We start from the raw sequence: 23,311 nt of genomic DNA on the forward strand, positions 1-23,311 counted from the left end.
ATCCAACCCGGCCACCCACGCAGCCAGATCCTCATCCACCGACACAACGAAAAAGGCTACCCCGCAACATCACGAAGTGCAGCTGGAGTACTAAGATCACACTCCGATGTGGCTGTCAAGCTTCCCCTCGACGGTACGGTCGCGAAAGTGGAGTCGCAGAGGCTGAACGAGTGTCCGCTGCACGGGACGGGTGTGCGCCCTGAGTATCTGGTCGGTCGGCGTCTGGAACGTGTGATGGCGTCGTGGCACTCGCAGGGCGCGAAAGATCCCTCCGGGCCGCTGGATGTGTGGCTGATCGACAGCGACGGAGACTCGACTCGCGTCACAACTGGTTCGGACTGGTGCCTGGTTGTCGAGGCGTCGGCTCCCTTTGAGGGCTACGACATGGCGGAGTGCGGCCGAGTCGAGGTCGCGTCGGTCGTCAGTGAGACACCATTTGCTGAGCATATCGGCGAGACTGTGACCGCGGTGCGGGAGGAAGAGGAGACGGCCACCGGACGGATCGCGCTGGAGGTCACGTTCGATTCCGGTGGTGTCCGATGCGAGAGCTGGTCGGGAGAACTCCGCCTGTCTGCTACCTGATCAGGCTCGACACGAGCAGGTAGGCCCCCTATGCCAGTGCCACCCGCAGTCCTCAGACCCATCTCGGCGTAGCTACGTGTGATGTCGCGGATCGTGAATGTGGTTGTGAATGGGCCGTTTCGGGCTGCCGCCTGCACAGAAGATGATCGATTGCACGACGGTGCCGATGTGTGGGCGGAATGTGTCGCGGGGTGCGACGACCCATCGTCGGTATCCGGTGTTCTCGTCGCCGGGGGAGGGCAGGACTACTTCGCCGCCGTCGGGCACGATCGTCGCGGCTGCGCGTAGTAATGCGGTGAAGGTGTCGCAGTCGGCGGCGAGTGTGTCGGTGTCGTCGGGGTGGGCGAGGATGGTCCAGCGGTGAGACCCGTGTGCGACGACGGGACCGAGTAAGAACTGCTCGGCGAGGTGGTCGTGGATCATTCGGCCGAGCCACTCGGGAACGGTGACCGCCGCGAGGTCACCGGCGCGCATGGTGATGCGTCGGGTATCGGCGTGCACGAAGCACGGCAGTCCGCAAACCCGTCGATAGTGCAAGCAACGGATAAGTGTGGGGTCGGCGTCATGAGTATTCACGGGCGGCCCGTGGCGGTGGATGGGCAGGGCCCGGCAGCGAGTCGATGTCGAAAGGCGAGGTCAGGTTGTGGTTCAGCCGGCATAGGTGTTGTGACCGTTCGGGATCGGTGATGTGAGGGGTGGACGCCGGATCGCGGGCGGTGCGCGGCGGATCGCGGGCGGATGGCGGGCGGATCGCGGGCGGATCGCGATTGAGGCGGCATGGGCGCTGGATACCGCTGCCCGGCATCGTGGTGGTCGAGGGGCGTGTCAGTCCCACAGCCGTGCGCAGGGCAGAAGCGGGAACTCGTCGCGGATGTCGTCGTCGACGGTCACGATGAGTTTCGGGAAGCATTGGGCCAGTCGGTATGCCACGCTCGCGACTTGCTCGGCGCCGGCCTGGTAGTCCAGGCGCAGTTCGCCGGATTCGATGCGGATGTGGTGCAGACGGCGCGGATTCGGTGGTTCGAGCCGGGACATCGAGCTTCACTGTGGCTTGCTCGTACTCGGCACCATCCGTCCGCTGTCGATCAAGACCTGCCGTGCTGCCGCCTTGCGGGGACAGTGTTTCGCACCGCAAGCCACATGGATCCGCATCACCTCGTGGGCTTGATCGACGGTGAACGGGAGGGTCGGCGCCTGGTGGGCGGCGGCGTCGCACAGGGCGATGAGTTGGTACACGGCGAGGGAATTCATGGGTACGTGCGCCTGTCTGTTTCGAGCACCGGTTGGTTGGCGGTGCCCGGCACCGGGGGCTGTCGCCACCGGCTCGCCACTCTGGCGGGCCGGTGCGCCGCAGAGGGGTTGCGGCGTCGGCCCGGTGCCGGGCACCCGCGACCGAACGTAAATCCCGCAAAAGGCTCGGTGAGCGCACAGATTTCGGATTCCGTTTTCGCTATACGAAAGGACGTATATTCTGCCGAGGCAATCGTTTTCGGGTGGATGCTCAGGGGAATCAGCCAACAATCGGGGGGCGCTGCACATGTCCATGACGACCGGCGAGGTCATTCGGCGGCTCAGGAAATCCATCGGAATGACCCAGACCGAGCTGGGCGCGCTCCTCAACTTCTCTCAGCCGGCGGTCTCGGGCCTGGAGCGCGGCGGCCCCGCGTCCCATGATGTTCGCGTCCTGCGGCTCGTAGCGCGTGCACTTCAGGTTCCGCTTGCCATACTGGTAGTGGAGTCGGACCAGGAGGCAGATGTGGACCGTCGCAACTTCTTCAGAGCAGGGGCATTAGGGAGTGCGGGGGCCGCCATGATGTCGCCGACCGTATCGGCTCGAGCCGCGTCGGCATCCAGCGTGAAAGTCGGCGCGAGCGATGTGGCCGCCATCAGCGAGAGCGTGAACCAAATCCACGAACTCGACTTGGTGGTCGGCGGCGACCGATTGTGTCGGGTGGCCGCTAACCAAGTCCGCTATGTCGAGCAGCTCCTCGACCACGGGACTTACACCGAGGAAGTCGGACGGGCGCTCACCAGCGCTGCTGCCGAGATGATGACTGCCGCAGGGTGGGTCCACTACGACGCGGGCCGTCTCGACGATGCTCGGCGGTTTTACGCGGACGCAGCAAACGCCGCCAACGCGGCAGGTGACGGACTTGCGGCGGCTCATGCCTTGGGAAATGCCAGCTGCCTCATGGTCAGCGGTCCCGGCGAAGACAAAACCGGGAATCCTCTGGCCGTGCAATATGCGCAGGCCGCATCGCGCGCATCGCTTCGTGGCGGCGGCCCGAAGCTGCGCGCATTGATGGCGATCCGCGAAGCTGAAGCCCACGGAGCGCGTGGCGACAAGACGGCGATGACGGCTGCGATCAGCCGGGCATATCGCGCATATGAATCCACTCGGGGACATGATCCGGACTGGGTGTACCTGACCGAGGCTGAATTCGTCGGTGGTATTGGCTGGGCACAGCTGCAGCTCGGCGAGCACACCGCAGCGACCATCCACTTGCAAACCGCAATCGACAGCTCGTCGGCATGGCCCCGGGAGCGTGCCGCGTTCCAAATCTGTCTTGCTCATAACCTCGTCAATGCCGGTGACATCGCCCGCGGGTGCTCGCTGCTCGCCGACAACTTCGACACCATGTCCAGCCTCGCCTCCACGCGTCTGCACCAGCGAATTGACGCGATTGCCAACTCCGTTCGTACGCATGCCGCGGTACCTGAGGTGCGTGAGTTCTTGGGGAGGCGTGCCGCGCGGGTGTAGTGCCGTGTGCAGCACACCGGCTCGACGGACTCCGGTCCGGCCGATCGCGTACGCCCAGCGGACGCCTTGCGGTCGATCAGTAGCTGCCATCCGCGTTCCGACAGCGGAACGGACAAGAATCTGCGGCGAGGGAAAGCGGGCCATAGCTGCGCTTCCACAGAGTCGGTAGCGCAGCAGCTGCGCAGCCCCGCGACGCGACACTATCGACGATCGAGCCTCGATCAACCCTACGCCGAGGTGATTGCCAGCCCCGACATGGCATCCTCACCAAAGGTTCAATCAGCTCGAGAACCTTCGAATCTTCCACCGGAACAGGGATGTTCCGAACGGTCGTGGCCGAGCACATTGATAAGCGTCGCCGATCACAGCCACGCACGAACGAGGTCTTCTGGACCCCAATGCCTTGCGAGTGGAAGACTTTCGGCAATACCGGATCGAGAAACGGCTACCAGGGGGGTGCTGTGATCGGCGCCGGGCACCGCGAGTAGGGACCGGGCCAGTGCGTCGTAGTCGTGGCGGTCGAAGGGTCGGTCTTCGAGCCACTTGACGGAACCGACGAAATGTATCGCGCTGGCCACGGGTTCGCGGTCGACACCGATCAGGTCGATTTCGGGATTGTTCTGCCGGTTCCACCATCCGCCGACCGCTTCGATTTCGGGCCATCGATCGTTGGACAGCAGGCGAAGTAGGGATTCCCGGACCAACGGTTCGATAGCACGTCCGCGCCAGCTGTGCCACGACCGTTCGATGCGGGCCAGCGCGAGATCGCCGCGACCGCGTTCGATGAGCGGAATGCCGCGCTGCAGGAAGGCCAGCCAGAACCGGAGATAGGAGTCGGCGATTCGGTAGCGCTTGTTCTTGGTGTCGGGTTTCGTGGAAAGCGGTAGATCGCTGGCGATGATTCGCTTGTCTCGCAACATGTTCAGCAGCGGATTGAGGGTCCCCGCGGGGAGCGCGTTCGCGCCACCGGCTTGTGCGGCGATGGTGCTGAAGGTCCGTTCTCCGCTGCCGACGGCTTCGAGGACGGCGCGCGCTCGCATGCCCGCCGGAAACTCGCCGAGGAGCGATAGTTCGCCTGCGACCAGCAGTGAAGCGAGCGGGTTCTCCGCTGCGTCGCGAAGGAAGTCCGTCCGGCTCATTCCCGGGCGCCACGACTGGACGATCTCCGGGAAACCACCAGTGATCAGCAGCGCATCGATGCTGGCGGCGGCGCTGAGGCCGGTCATGGATTGCACATCGGCCAGATGCAGCGGTTCGACGGTCATTTTCGTAGCGCGCCCGTAGAACGGTCGATCGCGCGATCCGAGGGCCTCCATGACCGAGATATCGCTGCCGACCAGCAATAGAAGGACCGGTTTGGCCGAGAGGTAGCGATCCCATACCGTCTGCAACGCGCCTTCGAACTCCGGATCCTGTTCGACCAGCCACGGCACCTCGTCGATGACCGCGATGCATGGCTTGTCATCCGGCACGGCGATCGCGAGAGATCGCAGGGCTTGATTCCAGTCGCCGGCCTGAAACCCACTGATCAGGTCTCCGCCTCCGAGGCTGGACTGAGCGATCGTGGCGGTGAATTCCTCCCGCTCAGCGATTGGATTGCGGCCGCGGGTCGCCTGGAAGACGACATAGCCGCGGTCCGACCGATCGCAGAACTCCTGGACGAGCCGCGATTTTCCGACGCGTCGGCGACCGGTCACGATGACCGCACGCCCGCAGGTGCTGCCGGTGGCGTCGATCACCGAGCTCAGCTGACGACCGAGCAGGTCCAGGTCGGTGGCTCGTCCGGTGAATTCCATGCGGACTCCTAAGGTAAGGCATTAACTTACTAAGTTGCAATCTTAGTTCGCTAGAAGCTGTGCGAGCTGAATCGGAAGAGGTGGCGCCAGAGAGAGGTGTGGCCGGCGCGACCCCTCTGCAATCGCGTCGCCCCCTGCGGTTCCCACGAATATCGCATTCATGGGAACCGATCCGGACGCTGTCGCGTCAGTGATGGGTAGGTCGATGACTGCAAGCGGTGACGCGGATCGGGTCTGCGCAGCGGCGTGCTCATCGGCTCGGTCGGCCTAGGAGAGTCACGAACGAAGGAGTGTTGATGGCGGGATTCGATCCGAGCCGTGCGGTGGAGGACTTCGCGCAGATGGCAGCTGATTTCGAGCGTCAGGCGAACCGGTTTCAGGACTTGCAGGGCCGGATGACGGCGCTCGCGGCCACCGAGTCGAGCAGCGGTGGGCGGGTCAGTGTCACCGTCGACGGCAATGGCGTACCCACCGCCATCAACCTGTCGGCGAGCACGCGGGGAATGGATCCTGGGGTGGTCTCCGCGGAGATCATGTCCTGTCTGCGGAGGGCGCAGGCCAAGCTGCGCGCGCAGGTGACCGAGATGGTGCAGGACACGGTGGGCGACGATGCGGCAGGCGCGGCGATCATCGAGCGATTCGCCAAGCAGTTTCCGGATCCCGAGCCGACCGAGACCACGCCGCAGGAGTACTCTGCGCCGCCGCCCTCGTATGCTCCGCCGCCGGTGCCGCCCGCGCAATCCTCGCCGCAGCCTGGCCCCGCCTCGTCTGCGTCGGGTGGGTCGACCCCGACGGCGCGCAGCCGTAAACCCAACCGCGATCAGATCGTCACCCCGGATGAGCCGGATCCCGACGAGGAGTACTACCGGAAGTCGTGGCTGGTGTAATCGTGACCAATCCTGAAGCGTTCTCGGTGGATCCCGAGGAAGTGCGCGATCATGCCGCGAAAGTGCAAGAGCTTATGAAGAGTTTGACCTTGTCGCTCGAGGCGGCCACCTACCTGGGTGCCGCGGACGACGGTTACGGGGAGATACCGCGTCCGTGGGTGAAGCTGGTATTGGACGACAATCACCGCAACACCATCGACGTGATCCGCAAGCTGGCCGAGGACGTGGCGGTGTTGCCGGACAAACTGCGCACTGTCGCAACGACATTCGAAGACAAGGACGGCTCCTTCGGTAAGTCGCTGACCGAGCTGCTGCAGACCATCGGCGACGCACAGAAAGGTCCGAAGTGAGCACGGGGATCGGTAACTGGCTCAACGAGAACACTCCTGGTTTCGACGACCGGCCCAAGCCGAAGAACAACCCGCTGATTGCCGAGCACACCGACTACCGCGAAGAGTACTTCCAGGAGGACGTCTTCTTCCTGTCGAACGTCGGTCTCGCAAAGGACAACGAGACAGGTGTCCCCGGGGTTGTCAAAGGCACCATTGCTGGTGATGCCTGGGAGACATACTCGAACCTGCGGAAGGGCGACACGCTCAATGCGATTACCGGTGGCATCGCCCTCGGTGTGACCTTGAAGGATGTGCCCGGGGACCCGTTCGGATTCGTGGGAGATCAGATCGCAGGGTGGATGCTCACCCACGCCGAGTACTACCGCAAGATACTCGACGGACTCGCCGGAAACGGCGAGATGGTCAAGGGTTACTCCGATACCTGGATGAATATCTCCAAAGCCCTGACCGACATGAGCGGCACGTGGAAAACGGGGCTCGAGCGAGACATAGCGACATGGACCGGTAGCGCGGGAGACTCCTACCGGAATCGGGCTGCGGAGCTGACCGACAAGGTTCTCGCAGCGGGCGGTGTGGCCGCTAGCCTCGGCGCCACCATGAAGACCGCATCGGAGATCGTCGCGGTCTACCGCAAGCTTGTGCAGGACATCCTGACCAGCCTCGCCGGTGCGCTGATCGGATACACCTTCGAATTGACAGTGACAGCTCTTGCCGCGACTCCGCATGTCATCTATTCGGTGCTGGCGAGATTTGCCCGTGACGGCTTGAAAATCTCGATGCTGCTGCGCGATATGGCAGACGCCTTCACGGACTTGAACACGCTCACCGGGGCGGTTACCGCCGTTATTTCCGCCCTGCTCGGCCCGGAAGAACAACAGCCCGCGTAGCGCGTGCTTCGGCGTATGACTGTTCGCGGCCATGTCTCGCGAACAGTCATCGCAGACTCGCGCAAACAGCCTTCACAGACTCGAAGGGAAAACCGATCGTGGATAAACAGCATGTGCCGGGGCAATATCCCGGGGCGCCCGGAGGCATCCCTTTCGCGCTGTCGCAGCCCGGCCCGGGAGGCGTCGGCGCTCCAACCCCGCAGCCTTATGTGCCGCCTGGTGGCCTGACGCCCAACACCTTTCAGCCGAACCTGTACGGATCGTCGGCGTCCCCTTCGGGCGAAGCGGCCGCCTCCTATGTAACGCCGCAGCCGAATACCGTAGGCCCACACGGGTTTTTGCTGAAATATGGCACCGCAAACGACCCAGTGGACGCCTACCATCCGGAGCCGGGGGAGACGGGGATCGTCATCGACGCCTCGTACTACCGATGGTGGATGGCTGTGTACTTGTACGCGACAACTAAGCCGCGAATCTTCGTAGACGGCATCGAAGTACCAGATGTCTCCTGGGGCACGACCCAGGTCCCTGTAGCCCCCGGCTTACACCACATAGAGGTCTGCACGGGGAAGACCCGCTGGTTCTTCCGGAACTTCATGAGTGGCTGGGCGTTCGACATCGGATTCGCCGACACTGTTGTTCCGGTAACTGACGGGCGCCGAACACCCGTCTATTATCGGCCCCCTGCGCTGCGCATGTGGCCAGGTGCGATCGGCCCGAAACCACCGCGATGGCCAGGCTTGAACTGGATGCGGTTCACCTGGCTCATCAGCGCCGCGCTTGTCGGCTTCTTCGGGCTGATGGCGTTCACTGCGGTGCAGAAGATCCTCAACTGATCAGCGGCACTCGACTCGGCGGCGTCAGCTGCCGAAACGGGCGAGGACGGAGCTGGCTTCTTGCGACGCCGTTCCCTCCTCCGCCAAATGCGCCATTTCTGGGGCGATTTCGCGGCCGTGGTGGGCCATCGCCTGGGCGTACAACCGGCCCGCACGGTAGGAGGAGCGGACCAGCGGCCCGGCCATCACCCCCGCGAAACCGATCTCCTCGGCCATCTTCGAGTGCTCCACGAACTCCTCCGGCTTCACCCAGCGGTCGACCGGATGGTGGCGGGGAGAGGGCCGCAGGTATTGGGTGATGGTGAGGATGTCGCAGCCTGCTTCGTGCAGGTCGCGCATGGCCTGGGTGACTTCCTCCGGAGTCTCGCCCATGCCGAGGATCAGGTTGGACTTGGTCACCAACCCGCCCTCGCGAGCCGCGCTCAGAACCGCCAGAGAGCGCTCGTACCGGAACGCGGGCCGGATGCGCTTGAAGATGCGAGGCACGGTCTCGAGGTTGTGGGCCAGCACTTCTGGGCGCGTGGAGAACACCTCGGCCAGCTGGTCGGGGTCGGCGTTGAAGTCTGGGATGAGGAGTTCGACACCTGTATTCGGGTTCAAAGCCTTGATGGCACGGACGGTTTCGGCGTAGAGCCAGGCGCCGCCATCTTCCAGATCGTCGCGGGCCACGCCGGTGATGGTGGAGTAGCGCAAGCCCATGGCCTGGACGCTCTCGGCGACTCGGCGCGGTTCGTCGCGGTCGAGTGCGGCGGGTTTGCCGGTGTCGATCTGGCAGAAGTCGCATCGGCGGGTGCATTGTTCGCCGCCGATGAGAAAGGTGGCCTCGCGGTCTTCCCAGCATTCGAAGATGTTGGGGCAGCCTGCTTCTTCGCACACCGTGTGCAGGCCTTCGCGTTTCACCAGGCCCTTGAGTTCGGAGTACTCGGGACCCATGGTGGCGCGGGTACGAATCCACTTGGGCTTCCGCTCGATCGGGGTCTCCGCGTTGCGGACTTCGATGCGCAGAAGTTTGCGGCCGTTCGCTGCACGAGCCTCGGGCCCGGAGGCGGTAGCTTCCATAGCCGCGGAGGGCCGCGAGGGTGTCGCAGCAGGTTCGGCCGCAGCGGCGTTGTGTGGTGTCGGGGTGTCGACTGAGGTCACTTCAGCGACCTTACGCCGTCGTGGTCGGCTGCTGCGGGGCAGTCTTCCCCGGTGTGACACGGGCGATAGTGCGATCGGTTACCGGGAGTTCGCCGTCGAGGGCGCGGATGACCGCGTCGATCACCAACGGCTTCATCTCGGCGACGGTCACCTCGCAGTCGAGTTCGCGGGTCAGTGTGGTGACGCCCGCGTCGCGGATACCGCAGGGGACGATGGCCTGGAAGCCGTCCATCGCCGAGTTGCAGTTGAACGAGAGGCCGTGCAGGGCTACGCCGCGCTGTACACGCACACCGATGGCGGCGATCTTGCGTTCGGCGTACAGCTCGGTCGCGGGCAACCAGACGCCGGAGCGGCCCTCGACCCGGCCGCAGGTGAGGCCGAGGCCGGTGCAGACGGTGATCAGCGCCTCCTCGAGGCGGCGCACGTAGTTCACTACATCGACCGGCTCGGCCAGACGCACGATCGGGTAGCCGACGAGCTGGCCGGGGCCGTGCCAAGTGATCTTGCCGCCGCGGTCGACCTCGACAACGGGGCTGCCGTCGATCGGCAGATCGTCGGCCTCGGTCCGGCGGCCCGCCGTGTACACCGAGGGGTGTTCGAGGAGCAGCAGATGATCGGATCCGTTGCCCTCGGCCCGCTCCGTGGCGATGGTGCGCTGCAGGTCCCAGGCGGTGTGGTAGTCGATGAGTCCGAGATCCTCGACCACGATCGGGGTCGAATCGAATCGGGCGGACCGGGTGGTGCGCGTGTCGTTCACAGCCATGACGGTACGCCCAGGAGGATGTCCGATTCCAGCACCTCGATGTGGGAAGCGCCACAAGGTGATCAGATTTGCCGGAGAAGAGCTGGGTTGATTCGGAGGTTGGTCACCCGCTCGGCGCGATGAACAATATGAACGCGGCGACGGTGCTGCCATGGGGAGGGCGGCGGCATCGTCATCGCGGTCGCATCGGGTTGTGAAATGCGCTCGAAGGGTGCGGTCGCGGAGCGGTGCGGCGCAATTCGTCGCACTCGTGTCGAGGGATGCCGGACAGCTCAGTCGACGTCGACCGGCCGCATGAGCGTCAATTCCGCCCCCCGCCCAGACCCCGGCAGACTCCGAAGCTGTCCTGCGACAGGATGGACCCGGGATTGCTCGATTCGATGGCCTCACCATGGTGTGCACAGTGCCTGTGTGACGAGCGGCGAGCAGTGCGACGCCCCCTCATCGGGGTCGCATCAAGAGGGATGACCGGCAGCGGCTCGGTCGACGTCCACCGGCAGCGTCAGCTGCATGAGCGTCAAATCCATCCACCGCCCGAACTTGCGGCCGACCTGGGGCAGCACACCGACGGTGCGGAATCCGAAGCGCTCGTGCAACAGGATCGACCCGGCATTGCTGGATTCGATCGCGGCGATCATCGCGTGCACGGTCCCGCCGCGCCGCGCGCGCTCGACGAGCTCGGTGAGCAGGGCGCTGGCGATACCTCGGCGGTGGAACCGCTCATCGACGTAAACCGAATTCTCCACGGTGAAGCGGTACCCCGACTTGGTGCGCCACGGGCCATAGCTCGCGTAACCCGCCAGCTCGCCGTCGACCTCGGCGACCAGCACGGGCAGCCCCGCCCCGGTGCGAGCACGGAACCACGTGGCGCGCTCGTCCAGGCCGACCTGCTCGGTGTCCCAGATCGCGGTGGAGGCGGCGATGTTCGCGTTGTGGATGATGAGGATCGCAGGCAGGTCGGTGGGACTCGCATCGCGGATGACGGTGGCGGGTCTGGTGTCGAGTCGGTCGGTCATCGGGCTGCTCCGGGGCCGGGGCGCCCCACCGCGGCCGCGAGCGCTGCGCCGATGGTGGGGTGCCGGAACTGGTAGCCAGCCTCCTCGAGGGCCGTGGGAATCGCTCTCGGGCCGTGCAGGATTGCCTCCTGCGCGAACTCGCCGATCAGCGTACGCAGCACGAACGCGGGCACCGCGAACGGAGTGGGACGGTGCAGTGCCCGCCCGAGCGCGCGGTTGAACTCGGCGTTGGTGACCGGTGCGGGGCCGACCACGTTGACCGGCCCGGACATCGCGTCATCGCCGAGCGCGAAGACGATCGCGCCGATCTCGTCGGCCATCGAGATCCACGGTGTGTACTGGCGACCGCTGCCGATCCGCCCGCCGAGACCGAGCGCGTACAGCGGTCGCAGCATGCTGAGCAGACCGCCGGTGCGGGACAGCACGACGGCGCTGCGCAGCAGGACGGTGCGAACACCTGCGCTGGTGGCGGGCTCGGTCGCGGCTTCCCAATCCCGGCACAGGGTGGCGAGGAAGCCCGTACCAGCGGAGGCGGTTTCGTCTACCACGCGATGTCCGGTGTCGCCGCCGTAGTAGTGCACGCCGCTGGCGTTCAGCAGTACCGGAACACCGGCGGCGACGACCGCGTTCGCCAGCACGTCGGTGGGGGTGATCCTGCTGTCGCGCAGTTCTTGTTTGAAACTGCCGGTCCAGCGGCGGCTTCCTACGTTCGCGCCGCACAGGTTGACCACCGCGTCGGCGCCGCGCAGCGCTCGCTCGTTCAGGTCGGCGCGGGCCGGGTCCCAGGCGAATTCGTCCGGGCCCGCGGCCTTTCTGCGCACCAGTCGGGCGACGTCGTGCCCGTCGCGGCGCAGAGCCGCGACGAGCGCTGTCCCGATCAGCCCGGACGAGCCGGCGATCACGACCTTCATACGTGCCGGAGCTTCCTTACAGGCCGAGGTCGGCCTCGAACGCCGCTTCCTCGAGCCGATGCCGGATCGTGGTCAGGAAGCGACCGGCGTCGGCGCCGTCGATCAGGCGGTGGTCGTAGGTGAGCGGCAGGTAGCACATCGAGCGGACGCCGATGGACTCGTTGCCGGTCTCGTCGGTCACGACGACCGGCCGCTTGACGATCGCACCTGTGCCGAGCATGGCCGCCTGCGGCGGAACCAGGATCGGGGTGTCGAACAGCGCGCCCTGGCTGCCGATGTTGGTGATGGTGAAGGTGCCGCCGGCCAGCTCATCGGGCTTGAGTCCGCCGGTGCGGGCACGGTTCGCGATATCGGCGATGGCGCGCGCCAGGCCCGCCAGCGACAGGTCGCTCGCGTTGTGGATCACCGGGGACAGCAGGCCCTGGTCGGTGTCGACGGCGATGCCGAGGTGCACCGACGCGTGGTAGGTGATCTCCTTGCTGGACTCGTCGTAGCTGGCGTTGACGTTCGGGTGCACGCCGAGCGCCTCGACAACGGCCTTGGCGAAGAACGGCAGGAACGTCAGGTTGACGCCCTCGCGGTTCTTGAACGACGCCTTGGCCTGGCTACGCAGCGCGGCGACCTTGGTGACATCGGCCTCGTGCACCTGGGTCAGCTGCGCGGTGGTCTGCAGCGACTCACGTGTCTTGGTCGCGGTGATCTGGCGAATGCGGTTCGCCTTCTGCACGGTGCCGCGCAGGTGAGCCAGCTGCGGGCGCGCCGCGGCGGGGGCCGATGGAGTCTTGGCCGCAGCCGGGGCGGGCGCGGCCGGAGCCGGTGCCTTCTTGGCCTCCGCGGCGGCGAGCACATCCTGCTTGCGGATCCGGCCGCCGACACCGGAACCGGTGATCGTGGCCAGGTCGACGTTGTTCTCCTCGGCCAACTTGCGGACCAGCGGGGTGACGTACGGGGTTGCGCCGTTGTCGGACGCTGGGGCAGGTGCCGGAGCCGGAGCAGGTGCCGGAGCGGCGGCAGCCGGGGCGGGCGCCGGCGCCGGAGCCGGAGTGGGCGCCGGAGCCGGAGCGGGCGCCGGAGCCGGAGCGGGCGCAGGAGCCGGAGCGGGCGCAGGTGCGGCGGCCGCGGGAGCACCGCTGCCGATCACACCGAGCTGGGCACCGACCGGGACGACATCGTCTTCCTGCGCGGTGATCTCCAGCAGGGTGCCCGCGACGGGGGAGGGGATCTCGGTGTCGACCTTGTCGGTCGACACCTCGAGCAGCGGCTCGTCGATGGCGATTTCATCACCGACCGCCTTCAGCCAGCGGGTGACGGTGCCCTCGGTGACCGACTCGCCGAGTTCCGGCATCTTGACCGGGGTGCCATCACCGGACGACGCGGGTGCGGCCTGGGCGGCGGGGGCCGGCTCCTGGGCGGCAGGGGCGGGCTGGGGTTCCGGGGCAGGCGCCTCCTGCGCGGGGGCGGGGGCCGCGGCCTCCGGAGCGGGAGCGGACGAAGCCGCCTCACCGGGCTCACTGATGACGCCGAGTTCACCGCCGACCTCGACCACATCGTCTTCCTGGGCGACGATCTTCGACAGCACGCCCGCCGTGGGGGACGGGATTTCGGTGTCGACCTTGTCGGTGGAGACCTCGAGCAGCGGCTCGTCGACCTCGACCGTGTCTCCTTCCTGCTTCAGCCACCTGGTCACCGTTCCCTCGGTGACGCTCTCACCAAGAGCGGGCATCTGGACGGAGAAGGCCATGTCCGTTGACTCCTCTGACTGCTCGACGGGTTCTACAACAGCTTGATCTCACTGCGGACGCCCGTCGCGGGTCGCGTCGTGCATCCGACAGCCACCGATCATTGTGGCGGCACCGGAGATCTGTGTGGTTCTTGTACCGCGGTCCATCCTTGCATTCGTCCGCGAGCTGCGTAGCGGAGGGCAGCCAACTGTACGGAGCTGGCACTATGGGATGACCGGCGGTGAACATTCTCCGGTGCTGGAAAGGAGGTCGGCGGCGTTGGGTTTGCTGGATCGTTTCCGACGCGGCGCGGCCAGGGGCGGCGCCGCTCTACGTGCGGGTTCGGTAAGCGGCGAGGACGCTCGCTATCTGGCCGAGTGGGTGCGCACCCACGTGGGGGTCGAAGGCTACGTCGAGCCGAAGACCACGGTGACCGATGTCACAGTTGTGCTTGTTGCCGCTGATGGTGAATGGACGCGCCGGATCGTCGGCGAACGCGGAGCCCGTCGGCTTGCCGGAGATTTGCGTATCCCCGTTTATGACGTGCGCAAGACCGGGTATCCGCAGCGGATGCGCGACTACGACGCCCGCAAGCGCGTGCAGCGGCGGCGGGCGTTGGAAGAGGAATTGCGCGAAATGTAGGGGCGTCGTCCGAGGGACGACGCCCCTGGCGCTCACTCGGCGGCGATGCTCTCGATCACCGTGATGAGGGTGCGGACCGGCACGCCCGTGCCGCCCTTGCCGATGTAGCCGAACGGGCCGCCGGTGTTGTAGGCCGGACCCGCGACGTCGAGGTGGGCCCACTGCACGCCCTCCGGGACGAATTCCTTGAGGAACAAGGCCGCCGAGAGCATGCCGCCCCAGCGGTGTGGCGCGACGTTGGCCAGGTCGGCGATCTTGGAGTTCAGATCGGCGCGTAGCTCGCTGGGAAGCGGCATCGCCCACCCGTTCTCGCCGACGTCGCGAGAGATGCGGGCGACCCGGTCACGGAAATTGTCGGTGCCCATCACGCCGGGGGTGCGGGTGCCGAGTGCGACCATCTGCGCGCCGGTCAGCGTGGCCACGTCGATGAGATAGTCGGGGTCGTCCTCGCTCGCGCGGACGATCGCGTCGGCCAGGATCAGGCGGCCCTCGGCGTCGGTGTTGAGTACCTCGACGGTGGTGCCGCCGTATTGGGTAAGCACGTCCCCGGGGCGCTGCGCGGTGGCCGAGGGCATGTTCTCGGCCATCGGAACCGTCGCGGTGACGGTGACCGGCAGGCTCAGTCGCGCGGCGAGCAGTGTGGTGGCGATCACGGCGGCCGCACCGGCCATGTCGGAGGTCATGTTCTCCATGTTCGCCGCGGGCTTGATGGAGATGCCGCCGGTGTCGAAGGTGATGCCCTTGCCGACCAACGCGACCTTCTTCGGCCCGCCCACATAGCTGATCCGGATCAGGCGCGGCGGGCGCGAGGAACCCTTGCCGACGCCGAGCACACCGCCGTAACCGCGTGCTTCCAGGGCCTTTTCGTCGAGCACCTCGACGGTGAGACCCGCGGCCTCGGCGAGTTTCTCCGCTTGGGATGCGAACTCGGCGGGGAACAGGTGGCTCGGCGGTGTGTTCACGAAATCGCGCGCGGTGGCGACGGCTTCGGCCGTCAGCTGAGCGCGGAAGAACACCTCCTCGCCGAAGCCAGGCTCGGGCACGAGGAACTCGACGCGGGCCACCGGGCGTTCGTCCGGTTTGGGCGCGGACTTGTCCGACCTGAACGGCGTGAACGAGTAGCCGCCCAGGTAGAAGCCCTCCGTGGCGGCGCCGAGATCCAGGCCCGACAGCGTGGTCACCACCAGTTCGGTACCCGACAGTGCGCGGGCGGCTACCCCTGCCGAGCGGCGGATCTGCTCGGCGTCGGCCTTGTCGGCGGCGCCGAGCCCCACGGCGAGCACGCTGGATACCCCGTCCAGTCCGGCCGGGGCCGGAACCCGGGTCAGCTCTTCGGCCTTGCCCTTCGCGCCGACCGCGCCGAGCTGGTCGAGCAACTCCGCGCGAACCTCGGCGGTGAGCACGTCGCCGAACAGGTCCTCGGGCACGATGGCGGGACCGTCCTCCGACGATGTCAACCCGATGACGAGCACATCGGTGTCCGCGCCGATGGTCTCGGTGCGTGCCAGTTCCGGTCCGAGCGAGCGATCTGCAACAGCGGTCATGGGCACAGGCTATTCGGTCGGTTCGAGGTGCCGCACCGCGACGCCGTCCAGCAAGAGTTCCACGCCGGCGTCGAGGAGGCCATCGAAGTCGAGTTCGAGGCCGGTCGGGTCGGCGGTGAAGAAACGGTGCAGGGCCGGGCGGGTCGCCGGGTCGAGCAGCTCGGTCAGATCGTGGCGCAGCGCGTCCGAGTCCGCGGGGGATTGCGGATTGCCGAGGCGGTCGGTGCCTTCAGAACTCCACAGCAGCGCGAGACCCTGGACCAGGCCGGATAGCGACAGGTAGATCGCGAACGCGTTCTGCCTGGTGAGGTGGGGGTGGTCCAGGGCGGAGAAGTTGCGTTCGAGGATGTCCAGCAACGCGGGGCCGAGGGGAGGGCGAGTACGGGCCAAGAGCGGCAACATCCACGGGTGCCTGCGGTAGAGACGCCACTCCTCGCCTGCCTCGTGTCTCAGCCGCGCCCGCCAGCCGGAGCAGTGGGGCGGCGGCGGTGGAATTTCGTCGAGCACCAGCTCGGCCATGCTCGCCAGCAATGCTTCCCGGTCGGGGAAGTGGCGGTAGAGGCCGGCCGTCGCGACGCCGAGCACGCTGGCGAGGCGGCGCATGGTCAGGCCATCGATGCCATCGCGGTCGACCAGATCGACGGCGGCGCGGGTGATGGCGACTCTGGTGAGCCGCGTCGGCCGCGTGGTGCGGCGAGTCGATGGTGCGTCGTCGCGGCGGGCGCGGTAGGCGCGCGCTTGGCAGGACCGCGAGCAGTACTTGCGTTTGCGGCCGCGTGTGGGTTGGGCGAGCTCGTTCCGGCACATCTCGCACGTCATCGGACACTCCTATTTCGACACACGAATAGGTGTGACGAAATACTAGCAAGTATGTTGTGGCATCCCTAGATTGACAATCACACACGCTGTTCACATCGAAAGGGTTTGCGGATGCAGCTCACTGCTCGGCAGGCGAGTGCTCAGGACCGTGACGCACTCATCGAGGCGTTCTGCGCGGCCAGCGTGGACGAGGTCGTGACGGCGTGGGTGCTGGAGGGGCAACCCGACGCGGGCTTCCGGACCGCGTTCGTGCCGGGCCTGGTCGACCGCGCACTGCGGGACGACGAGATCTGGGTCGCGGGGGCGGATGAGGGCCTGTGGTCCGTGTCGATCTGGCAACGCGTCACCTCGGTGGAGCGGTTCGTCGCGGAGGCCGTCGAGGCCCGGACACTGGCCGAGAAGGCGCCCGCCGTGCGCCCGCTGCGCCGCGCGGCGTTCGTCACCGAACTGCTCGCCCGCGAACACCCGCGTGAATTCCCGCACCATTATCTGCAAGTGATCGTCACGATGCCGGAGCATCGCGGCAAAGGCGCAGGTGCCGCGATCCTCACACACCGGCTGCGAGACGCCTCCGAAACGGGTATCCCGGTCTTCCTCGAAGCGAGCACCGAACGATCCGCCCGCCTGTACGCCCGCTCAGGCTTCACCCGGACCGGAGCAACCCACACACTCCCGGAAAAAGGCCCGACCCTCATCCCCATGTGGTTCCACCCCGCCGAGTGGCACCAGGACCAAGACGACGGCCGCGTGGTCCCGGATAGGCTCGGCGGGTGACCGATCTACTGCGAGGACCAATTCACGCCGTGCATGTCGAGTTGGGCGCGACGTTCGCGCCCTTCGGGGGGTGGGAGATGCCCGTGTCCTACGCGGGAACGGTGGCCGAGCACCAAGCGGTTCGCTCCACGGTCGGGTTGTTCGACGTCAGCCACCTCGGGAAGGCGACAGTGCGTGGGACGGGGGCGGCGGCGTTCGTGAACTCCGCGCTCACCAACGATCTCGGCCGGATCAGGCCCGGCAAGGCGCAGTACACGCTGTGCTGCGCGCCGGATGGGGGAGTGATCGACGACCTGATCGCCTACTACGTGAGCGACGAGGAGATCTTTCTCGTGCCGAACGCTGCCAACACCGCGGCGGTCATCGCGGAGTTGGGCAAGGTCGCGCCCGAGGGTGTCACTGTGACGGATGAGCACCGCGACTACGCCGTATTCGCGGTGCAGGGTGCCCGCTCCATTGAGGTGCTGACCGCACTCGGCCTGCCCACCGAACTGGAATACATGGCATACGCCGACGCTGAATGGGACGGCCACCCGGTCCGGGTGTGCCGCACCGGCTACACCGGCGAACACGGCTACGAACTGCTGCCACCCTGGGACGACGCCGAACCGCTGTTCCGCGCCTTGGTCGAGCAGGTGCGCGCGGCCGATGGCCAGGTCGCCGGTCTGGGCGCCCGTGACACGCTGCGCACCGAAATGGGGTACCCGTTGCACGGGCACGAACTGTCGCTGGAGATTTCGCCGGTGCAGGCCCGCTGCGGTTGGGCGGTCGGCTGGAAGAAGCCGGAGTTCTGGGGCAAAGCGGCACTCGAACAGGAGAAGTCGGCCGGTCCGCGCCGCCTCCTGCTGGGACTCGAAGCCCTCGATCGTGGCGTACTCCGCCAGGGACAGACGGTACTGCGCGACGGCAAGCCGGTCGGTGAAACCACCTCTGGCACGTTCTCGCCCACACTGAAAGCCGGTATCGCGCTGGCCTTGCTCGATACCGAGGCGGACATCGAGCCCGGAGTCGAGGTAGAGGTCGACGTGCGCGGGCGCCGTTTGCGTTGCAAGGTGATCCGCCCGCCGTTCGTGCAGACGAGCACCAAATAGCCGCGGGGCAGTGCCGTGTGGTGCGCGGGAGGCCACCGGCGACGGGGTCGGACCACGGGCGTAACCGGAAAATCGCTCCCGGATAGGATCATCGGCATGACCATTGCCGCACAGTTCACCCGCGTCCCGCATCCCGCGCCCGTTCCGGCGCAGCGGCGACAAGAGGTACTGACGGCGCCCGGGTTCGGACGGTTCTTCACCGACCATATGGTGTCGATCGACTACACCGACGGTGCGTGGACCAACGCGCGGGTGGAGCCGTACGGCCCGCTGCCCCTGGACCCGGCGACGATGGTGTTCCATTACGGCCAGGCGATTTTCGAGGGTCTGAAGGCCTACCGCCAGAGTGATGGCAGCGTCTCCTGCTTCCGCATCGACGCGAACGCCGCGCGTTTCCGCAAGTCGGCCCGCCGTATGGCGATGGCGGAGCTGCCGGAGGAACTGTTCATCGAGTCGGTGCGCCAACTGCTCGACGTGGACCGGGGCTGGGTGCCCGCGGCGGGCGGCGAGGAATCGCTGTACCTGCGGCCGTTCATGTTCGCGACCGAGGCCGGGTTGGGTGTGAAGCCCGCCGCGTCGTACAAGTACCTGCTGCTGGGTTCCCCGGCGGGTGCGTACTTCCCCCGTGGCGTGAAGCCGGTGCGGGTCTGGCTGTCCACCGACTACGTGCGGGCGGCGCCCGGAGGCACCGGCGAGGCCAAGGTCGCGGGTAACTACGCTGCGTCTTTGCTCGCCCAGGCCGAAGCCTCGGCGCAGGGATGCGATCAGGTCGTGTGGCTGGACGCGTGCGAGCGCCGCTACGTCGAGGAGATGGGCACCAACAACCTGTTCTTCGTCTTCGGCTCCGGCTCCGAGGCACGGCTGGTGACCCCGGAGCTGTCCGGCTCCTTGCTGCCGGGAATCACGCGGGACTCGTTGCTGACCCTTGCCGCCGATTCCGGCTTCCCCGTCGAGCAGCGCAAGCTCTCGGTGGAGGAGTGGCGTAAGAGCGCCGAGTCCGGTGAACTCACCGAGGTTTTCGCGTGTGGCACCGCCGCGGTGATCACGCCGGTCGGCTGGGTCCGTTCCGCCGAGAGCGAGTTCACGATCGGCGGCGGCGAGCCCGGTGAGGTCACGATGGCCCTGCGCGACACGCTTACCGGCATCCAGCGCGGCACCTTCGCCGATATCCACGGGTGGATGCGCGGGATGTGACTCAGCCCGGCATGAGCATGTGCCACTGGTCGAGGGTCTGCGGGCGCATGACGTAGTTGTCGGCCCGGACAGTGGACAGCGCGGCGTTCGGTTCCTCCGAGTACCAGTGACCCGGGTAGACCACCAGGTCGTCGGCGAGTCCCGCGAGGTAGCGCAAGCTGCGGAACATTTCGTCCGAGTCGCCTCCGGGGAAATCGGTGCGCCCGCAACCGTCGACGAACAGGGTGTCGCCCGCGAGCAGACGGTTGTCGAACAGGAAGCATTGGCTACCTGGAGTGTGTCCTGGTGTGTGTAACAGCTCGATGTCGAAAGCGCCGACGGTGACCTTGTCACCGTGCTCGTGACCGGTCAGCTCGCTCTCGGCGATGCCGGTGACGTTGGCGACCCACGGTAGCTCCGTGGCGTTGACATGCACTGGAACACTTGTCTTTTCGAGTAACTCGCGCACGCCCCGGAGGGTGAAGCCGAGCATGGTGCCGCCCACATGGTCGGGGTGGTGGTGGGTCGCGAGGACCCCGGCCAGCCGCAGACCGTCTCCTTCGGCGATATCCACCAGGTCGCCCGCCGCGTACGCCGGATCGACCACCACACACTCGCCCGTCTCCCGATCGCCGATGAGGTACGCGAAGTTGCGCATCTGCGTCGCGATCGGATCGCCCACGGCGTAGTCGCGTCCCGACAGCAGTTGGCGAAAATACAGACGCTCAGAAGACATAGTGCTCACCATATTGCCCGCCCCAGCCGATTCGCGCGGTACGGCCGGAAAATTTCCGGTGCGTCGGCTAGACGGCGAGGGACAGCACTGCCGCGGCGACGGCCACCGACGTTTCCAGGGCGGCACCGAGGAGGTCGCCGGAGAGTCCGCCCAAGCGGCGGACGCAGTGATGCACGAGGATCATCGAGGCGGCGAGGGCGAGAAGGATGGCGAGGGGGCCCAGCCAGGGGCGGCCGGGGACGGCCAGCACTGCCAGGGCGACGGAGGCGACGAACCAGAACGCGGCTGTGAGTGTCGATTGGGTGCCCGCGACGAGGACACCGAAGCTGGTGCCGGGCGCGGCGGCGATGCCCCGGCAGGCGATGACTACGACCACACGGCCGGTCGTTACCGCGAGGGCCACCGCGAACCACCGGCCCGAGTCGGCGAGAGCCGAGAACGAGAATGCTTGTATCCCCACGGCGAACACGATCCCCGCGACGCCGAACGGCCCCGCGCCGCCGCTCTTCATGATCTGCCTGGCCCGCTCGGGTGGCCCGTAGCTGCCGAGTCCGTCCATGGTGTCGGCGAGACCGTCCAGATGCATGCCCCGTGTGGTCAACGCCAGCGCGCCGACCACCAGCAGACCGGCTAGCGGAGCAGTCGCACCGTCCCAGGTCAGCAGCCACAGCAGCCCCGCGGCCCCCGCCCCGAGCAGCACACCGACGACCGGCGCCGCCGCGATCGCCCGCCCCACCATCGCCCGATCGACGTCATCCGGCCCAGGCACGGGCAGCACGGTCAGCCACGAGATCGCCAGTAATACTCCGGTCATGCCGAACAACCTCCTCTGAAGCCCGCGGCCTCGCGCCTGCCACGGAAGACCCGCTTCCGGATCGGCGATTGTGCGTCAGGGCGCGGGGATGCCGCGTTGGTCTGGCTGAGTGGCCAGCAGGTCGAGTGAGTGGTGACCCGGCGCGACCAGGTGTGGAGGCGGTCAGGCGTGGTTGCCGAGGAAGCGTGGCCGGCGGTGACGGTGTCCCGCGACGGTGTTCCAGCGGGCCGAGAACGGTTCACTTGCGCAGGTCCAGGGTGGTGCTTGCCGGTTCGGTGGCGGCGTCGGCGGTGCTGACACGGGCGTCGGCGAAGGTGGACATCTCGGCGAGGATCGCGACTGCCGAACGCAGGACGGGGAGGGCGGTGAGGGCGCCGGAACCTTCGCCGAGGCGCAGGTTCAAATCGAGTACGGGGTCGAGCCGCAGATGTTTCAGTGCGAGGGCGTGGGCCGGTTCGGTCGAGCGGTGACCCGCCAGCCACCAGGCGCTGGCGCCTGCTGCGAGGTCTTCGGCGACCATCGCCGCGGCCGTGACGACCACGCCGTCGAGAATGACCGGGGTGCGCCGGGCAGCGGCCTGGGCGAGGAAGGCGGCCATCGCGGCGAAATCGGCGCCCGCGGCGATACGGAGGAGTTCGACCGGGTCCTTCACGACCGGACGGGCACGGCGCATCGCGTCGCGGACAGCGGCGACCTTACGAGCCCAGCCCGCGTCGTCGACGCCCGTGCCGCGCCCGACGGCGGCGACGGGTTCGGTGTCGGTGAGGGTAGCGACGAGCACGGTGGCGGGGGTGGTGTTGCCGATGCCCATGTCACCCGCGATCAGAAGGTCGGCACCCGCGTCGATCTCCTCGTCGGCGATGGCACGGCCCGCGGCGAGCGCCGCTTGGATCTCCTCGGCGGTGAGCGCGTCCTCGCGGTCGATCGCGCCGCTGGAACGGCGTACCTTGTGCTTCGACACCTGCGGGTCGGTGTCGGCGTCAACGGAGATGTCCGCGACCCGGACCGTCGCTCCTGCCACCGCCGCGAGGGTATTCACCGCGGCGCCGCCACCGAGAAAGTTCGCGACCATCTGCGCGGTCACCTCGGTCGGATACGCCGAAACCCCGTGCCGTGCGACGCCGTGGTCGCCGGCGAACACCACGACCCGGGCGCGCTCGAACTGCTTCGGGGGGCAGGCGGCCTGGCACGCCGCCACCCAGTTGCCGAGTTCCTCCAACCGGCCGAGCGCCCCACCGGGTTTGGTCAGCTGCGCTTGCCGCTGCTCGGCCGCCACCCGAAACTGTGTGTCCGGGGGCGCTACCGGTCCAAATCCGTGAGTCACTGTCGAGCCTTTCGGTCGTGGCGGTTCCCGCCGACTACGCCGCCCAATCTTGCCATTCTTCGACTCCCCGTTGGCCCTTCACCGGTGCGTCCACACACCTGCCGCGGGAGCGGCGCTACTTCAAGCGCAGGGGTATGCCCGCGACGACGAAGTACGCCTCGTCGCAGACTTGGGCCAGGCGCTGGTTGAGAGCGCCGATCTCGTCGCGGAACAGACGGCCCGAGCGGGTCGCCGGGATAACGCCCATGCCGACCTCCGGGGTCACGATCACGAGGTGGTAGGGGTAGGCGGCGACGGCCGCGACCAGGGCGTCGGTGTCGGCGGAGATCGTGCCGCGCGGGGCGTCCCACGCCTCGCGTGCATCGATGCGGGTGGTGAGCCACGTGCCGATGTCGTCGATGAGCGTGCTGCCCGGCGGGTTCGATGGCAACGTCGGTTCGGTGAGAACCGTTGCCGGGTCGGCGCTTTCGACGGTCGACCAGCTTTCGGGTCGGCGGCTGCGGTGCTTGGCTATCCGCTCCGCGAAATCCAGGTCCGCCGGATCGGGCACCGCGGTGGCGAGATAGCGGACCGGACCGCCCGCCTTGGCGGCGAGCTCCTCCGCAAATGCCGACTTGCCGGATCGCGCGCCGCCAAGAACAAGTGTGCGATGCGCGGATGCGGACGAGGAACTGTGCGGCACGGGTGCACCGTATCAATCGGCGCAGCCGAGCCATCCGTCCCCGATTCGTCGACCGTCGC

General features: G+C 67.1%; 25 protein-coding genes. 10 read left to right on the forward strand and 15 right to left on the reverse strand.

What is annotated here, in order from left to right; all coding sequences use genetic code 11:
* The coding region (locus tag AB0H00_RS28565) for a hypothetical protein (RefSeq protein WP_357272322.1) at positions 1-582 on the forward strand (582 nt) is incomplete at its 5' end.
* 72 nt (positions 583-654) lie between these two features.
* Here the strand turns inward: AB0H00_RS28565 and AB0H00_RS28570 are convergent.
* The 3 genes from AB0H00_RS28570 to AB0H00_RS28580 all read right to left on the reverse strand — a co-directional run bounded on the left by AB0H00_RS28570 (position 655) and on the right by AB0H00_RS28580 (position 1,833).
* On the reverse strand, positions 655-1,083 hold the full coding sequence (locus AB0H00_RS28570; protein WP_357272324.1) for a DNA-directed RNA polymerase subunit beta: 429 nt from the start codon (positions 1,081-1,083) through the stop codon (positions 655-657).
* Between the two features lie 324 nt (positions 1,084-1,407).
* Positions 1,408-1,617, reverse strand: coding sequence for a hypothetical protein (locus AB0H00_RS28575; protein WP_357272326.1), 210 nt, complete (start codon positions 1,615-1,617; stop codon positions 1,408-1,410).
* Between the two features lie 6 nt (positions 1,618-1,623).
* A complete protein-coding gene (locus tag AB0H00_RS28580) occupies positions 1,624-1,833 on the reverse strand; it encodes a hypothetical protein (RefSeq protein ID WP_357272328.1) in 210 nt (69 codons plus the stop codon).
* A 286-nt stretch (positions 1,834-2,119) separates the two neighbouring features.
* Here AB0H00_RS28580 and AB0H00_RS28585 point away from each other — a divergent pair, with 286 nt between their 5' ends.
* The gene (locus tag AB0H00_RS28585) at positions 2,120-3,343 is read left to right on the forward strand and encodes a helix-turn-helix transcriptional regulator (RefSeq protein ID WP_357272331.1); all 1,224 of its coding nucleotides are present in this window, start codon (positions 2,120-2,122) and stop codon (positions 3,341-3,343) included.
* A gap of 362 nt (positions 3,344-3,705) precedes the next feature.
* On the opposite strand, the gene AB0H00_RS28590 is transcribed toward AB0H00_RS28585, so the two are convergent.
* Positions 3,706-5,139, reverse strand: a complete 1,434-nt coding sequence (locus AB0H00_RS28590) for a DUF234 domain-containing protein (RefSeq protein ID WP_357272333.1) — start codon at positions 5,137-5,139, stop codon at positions 3,706-3,708.
* Between the two features lie 296 nt (positions 5,140-5,435).
* Between AB0H00_RS28590 and AB0H00_RS28595 the strand changes: the two genes are divergently transcribed.
* The 4 genes from AB0H00_RS28595 to AB0H00_RS28610 all read left to right on the forward strand — a co-directional run bounded on the left by AB0H00_RS28595 (position 5,436) and on the right by AB0H00_RS28610 (position 8,102).
* Positions 5,436-6,026, forward strand: coding sequence for a YbaB/EbfC family nucleoid-associated protein (locus AB0H00_RS28595; RefSeq protein WP_357272335.1), 591 nt, complete (start codon positions 5,436-5,438; stop codon positions 6,024-6,026).
* A 2-nt stretch (positions 6,027-6,028) separates the two neighbouring features.
* On the forward strand, positions 6,029-6,376 hold the full coding sequence (locus AB0H00_RS28600) for a hypothetical protein (RefSeq protein ID WP_357272337.1): 348 nt from the start codon (positions 6,029-6,031) through the stop codon (positions 6,374-6,376).
* Positions 6,373-7,266 carry a hypothetical protein gene (locus AB0H00_RS28605; protein ID WP_357272339.1) on the forward strand — a complete coding sequence of 298 codons (894 nt, stop codon included), beginning with the start codon at positions 6,373-6,375 and terminating at the stop codon, positions 7,264-7,266. Before AB0H00_RS28600 ends, AB0H00_RS28605 begins: the two co-directional genes overlap by 4 nt.
* 98 nt (positions 7,267-7,364) lie before the next feature.
* Positions 7,365-8,102 carry a hypothetical protein gene (locus AB0H00_RS28610; RefSeq protein ID WP_357272341.1) on the forward strand — a complete coding sequence of 246 codons (738 nt, stop codon included), beginning with the start codon at positions 7,365-7,367 and terminating at the stop codon, positions 8,100-8,102.
* A 24-nt stretch (positions 8,103-8,126) separates the two neighbouring features.
* Here AB0H00_RS28610 and lipA read toward each other — a convergent pair whose 3' ends face one another.
* From lipA to sucB, 5 genes are all read right to left on the reverse strand, one after another.
* Positions 8,127-9,161 (reverse strand): lipoyl synthase, encoded by a 1,035-nt coding sequence (gene lipA / locus AB0H00_RS28615; RefSeq protein ID WP_357272426.1) that lies wholly within the window; start codon positions 9,159-9,161, stop codon positions 8,127-8,129.
* A gap of 91 nt (positions 9,162-9,252) precedes the next feature.
* Complete coding sequence (gene lipB / locus AB0H00_RS28620; RefSeq protein WP_357272343.1) at positions 9,253-9,999, reverse strand: lipoyl(octanoyl) transferase LipB; 747 nt, start codon at positions 9,997-9,999, stop codon at positions 9,253-9,255.
* 461 nt (positions 10,000-10,460) lie between these two features.
* Positions 10,461-11,021, reverse strand: coding sequence for an N-acetyltransferase family protein (locus AB0H00_RS28625; protein ID WP_357272345.1), 561 nt, complete (start codon positions 11,019-11,021; stop codon positions 10,461-10,463).
* The gene (locus tag AB0H00_RS28630; protein ID WP_357272347.1) at positions 11,018-11,932 is read right to left on the reverse strand and encodes a TIGR01777 family oxidoreductase; all 915 of its coding nucleotides are present in this window, start codon (positions 11,930-11,932) and stop codon (positions 11,018-11,020) included. The genes AB0H00_RS28625 and AB0H00_RS28630 overlap by 4 nt, the downstream gene beginning before the upstream one ends.
* A 16-nt stretch (positions 11,933-11,948) precedes the next feature.
* Positions 11,949-13,673, reverse strand: a complete 1,725-nt coding sequence (sucB, locus tag AB0H00_RS28635) for a 2-oxoglutarate dehydrogenase, E2 component, dihydrolipoamide succinyltransferase (RefSeq protein ID WP_357272349.1) — start codon at positions 13,671-13,673, stop codon at positions 11,949-11,951.
* A 259-nt stretch (positions 13,674-13,932) separates the two neighbouring features.
* Between sucB and AB0H00_RS28640 the strand changes: the two genes are divergently transcribed.
* Positions 13,933-14,295 carry an oxidoreductase gene (locus AB0H00_RS28640; protein ID WP_357272428.1) on the forward strand — a complete coding sequence of 121 codons (363 nt, stop codon included), beginning with the start codon at positions 13,933-13,935 and terminating at the stop codon, positions 14,293-14,295.
* Between the two features lie 32 nt (positions 14,296-14,327).
* Here the strand turns inward: AB0H00_RS28640 and AB0H00_RS28645 are convergent, their stop codons facing one another.
* Positions 14,328-15,839 (reverse strand): leucyl aminopeptidase, encoded by a 1,512-nt coding sequence (locus AB0H00_RS28645; protein WP_357272351.1) that lies wholly within the window; start codon positions 15,837-15,839, stop codon positions 14,328-14,330.
* A gap of 9 nt (positions 15,840-15,848) precedes the next feature.
* Entirely contained in the window at positions 15,849-16,658 is an 810-nt protein-coding gene (locus AB0H00_RS28650) for a TetR/AcrR family transcriptional regulator (protein ID WP_357272354.1), read from the reverse strand.
* Positions 16,659-16,769: 111 nt separating this feature from the next.
* Between AB0H00_RS28650 and AB0H00_RS28655 the strand changes: the two genes are divergently transcribed.
* From AB0H00_RS28655 to AB0H00_RS28665, 3 genes are all read left to right on the forward strand, one after another.
* On the forward strand, positions 16,770-17,432 hold the full coding sequence (locus AB0H00_RS28655; RefSeq protein WP_357272356.1) for a GNAT family N-acetyltransferase: 663 nt from the start codon (positions 16,770-16,772) through the stop codon (positions 17,430-17,432).
* Entirely contained in the window at positions 17,429-18,523 is a 1,095-nt protein-coding gene (gcvT, locus tag AB0H00_RS28660) for a glycine cleavage system aminomethyltransferase GcvT (RefSeq protein WP_357272358.1), read from the forward strand. The genes AB0H00_RS28655 and gcvT overlap by 4 nt, the downstream gene beginning before the upstream one ends.
* A gap of 96 nt (positions 18,524-18,619) precedes the next feature.
* The gene (locus AB0H00_RS28665) at positions 18,620-19,717 is read left to right on the forward strand and encodes a branched-chain amino acid aminotransferase (protein WP_357272360.1); all 1,098 of its coding nucleotides are present in this window, start codon (positions 18,620-18,622) and stop codon (positions 19,715-19,717) included.
* Position 19,718: 1 nt separating this feature from the next.
* Here AB0H00_RS28665 and AB0H00_RS28670 read toward each other — a convergent pair whose 3' ends face one another.
* The 4 genes from AB0H00_RS28670 to cobU form a co-directional block, all read right to left on the reverse strand.
* Positions 19,719-20,432 carry an MBL fold metallo-hydrolase gene (locus tag AB0H00_RS28670; protein ID WP_357272362.1) on the reverse strand — a complete coding sequence of 238 codons (714 nt, stop codon included), beginning with the start codon at positions 20,430-20,432 and terminating at the stop codon, positions 19,719-19,721.
* 67 nt (positions 20,433-20,499) lie between these two features.
* Positions 20,500-21,246, reverse strand: a complete 747-nt coding sequence (locus AB0H00_RS28675) for an adenosylcobinamide-GDP ribazoletransferase (protein WP_357272364.1) — start codon at positions 21,244-21,246, stop codon at positions 20,500-20,502.
* 238 nt (positions 21,247-21,484) lie between these two features.
* Entirely contained in the window at positions 21,485-22,570 is a 1,086-nt protein-coding gene (gene cobT, locus AB0H00_RS28680; protein ID WP_357272366.1) for a nicotinate-nucleotide--dimethylbenzimidazole phosphoribosyltransferase, read from the reverse strand.
* Positions 22,571-22,685: 115 nt separating this feature from the next.
* Positions 22,686-23,252, reverse strand: a complete 567-nt coding sequence (gene cobU / locus AB0H00_RS28685) for a bifunctional adenosylcobinamide kinase/adenosylcobinamide-phosphate guanylyltransferase (protein ID WP_357272368.1) — start codon at positions 23,250-23,252, stop codon at positions 22,686-22,688.
* Positions 23,253-23,311 lie beyond the last annotated feature (59 nt).

This window comes from Nocardia sp. NPDC023852, from assembly GCF_040639505.1.
In the GTDB taxonomy this organism is placed as follows: domain Bacteria; phylum Actinomycetota; class Actinomycetes; order Mycobacteriales; family Mycobacteriaceae; genus Nocardia.

What these genes read in the sequence shown, in the direction of transcription:
- AB0H00_RS28575 (WP_357272326.1), bottom strand. Translation starts at nt 1,617, where the DNA reads ATGTCCCGGCTCGAACCACCGAATCCGCGCCGTCTGCACCACATCCGC.
- AB0H00_RS28580 (WP_357272328.1), bottom strand. Translation starts at nt 1,833, where the DNA reads ATGAATTCCCTCGCCGTGTACCAACTCATCGCCCTGTGCGACGCCGCC.
- AB0H00_RS28585 (WP_357272331.1), top strand. Translation starts at nt 2,120, where the DNA reads ATGTCCATGACGACCGGCGAGGTCATTCGGCGGCTCAGGAAATCCATC.
- AB0H00_RS28590 (WP_357272333.1), bottom strand. Translation starts at nt 5,139, where the DNA reads ATGGAATTCACCGGACGAGCCACCGACCTGGACCTGCTCGGTCGTCAG.
- AB0H00_RS28595 (WP_357272335.1), top strand. Translation starts at nt 5,436, where the DNA reads ATGGCGGGATTCGATCCGAGCCGTGCGGTGGAGGACTTCGCGCAGATG.
- lipA (WP_357272426.1), bottom strand. Translation starts at nt 9,161, where the DNA reads ATGGAAGCTACCGCCTCCGGGCCCGAGGCTCGTGCAGCGAACGGCCGC.
- AB0H00_RS28625 (WP_357272345.1), bottom strand. Translation starts at nt 11,021, where the DNA reads ATGACCGACCGACTCGACACCAGACCCGCCACCGTCATCCGCGATGCG.
- AB0H00_RS28630 (WP_357272347.1), bottom strand. Translation starts at nt 11,932, where the DNA reads ATGAAGGTCGTGATCGCCGGCTCGTCCGGGCTGATCGGGACAGCGCTC.
- sucB (WP_357272349.1), bottom strand. Translation starts at nt 13,673, where the DNA reads ATGGCCTTCTCCGTCCAGATGCCCGCTCTTGGTGAGAGCGTCACCGAG.
- AB0H00_RS28645 (WP_357272351.1), bottom strand. Translation starts at nt 15,839, where the DNA reads ATGACCGCTGTTGCAGATCGCTCGCTCGGACCGGAACTGGCACGCACC.
- AB0H00_RS28650 (WP_357272354.1), bottom strand. Translation starts at nt 16,658, where the DNA reads ATGACGTGCGAGATGTGCCGGAACGAGCTCGCCCAACCCACACGCGGC.
- AB0H00_RS28655 (WP_357272356.1), top strand. Translation starts at nt 16,770, where the DNA reads ATGCAGCTCACTGCTCGGCAGGCGAGTGCTCAGGACCGTGACGCACTC.
- AB0H00_RS28665 (WP_357272360.1), top strand. Translation starts at nt 18,620, where the DNA reads ATGACCATTGCCGCACAGTTCACCCGCGTCCCGCATCCCGCGCCCGTT.
- AB0H00_RS28670 (WP_357272362.1), bottom strand. Translation starts at nt 20,432, where the DNA reads ATGTCTTCTGAGCGTCTGTATTTTCGCCAACTGCTGTCGGGACGCGAC.
- AB0H00_RS28675 (WP_357272364.1), bottom strand. Translation starts at nt 21,246, where the DNA reads ATGACCGGAGTATTACTGGCGATCTCGTGGCTGACCGTGCTGCCCGTG.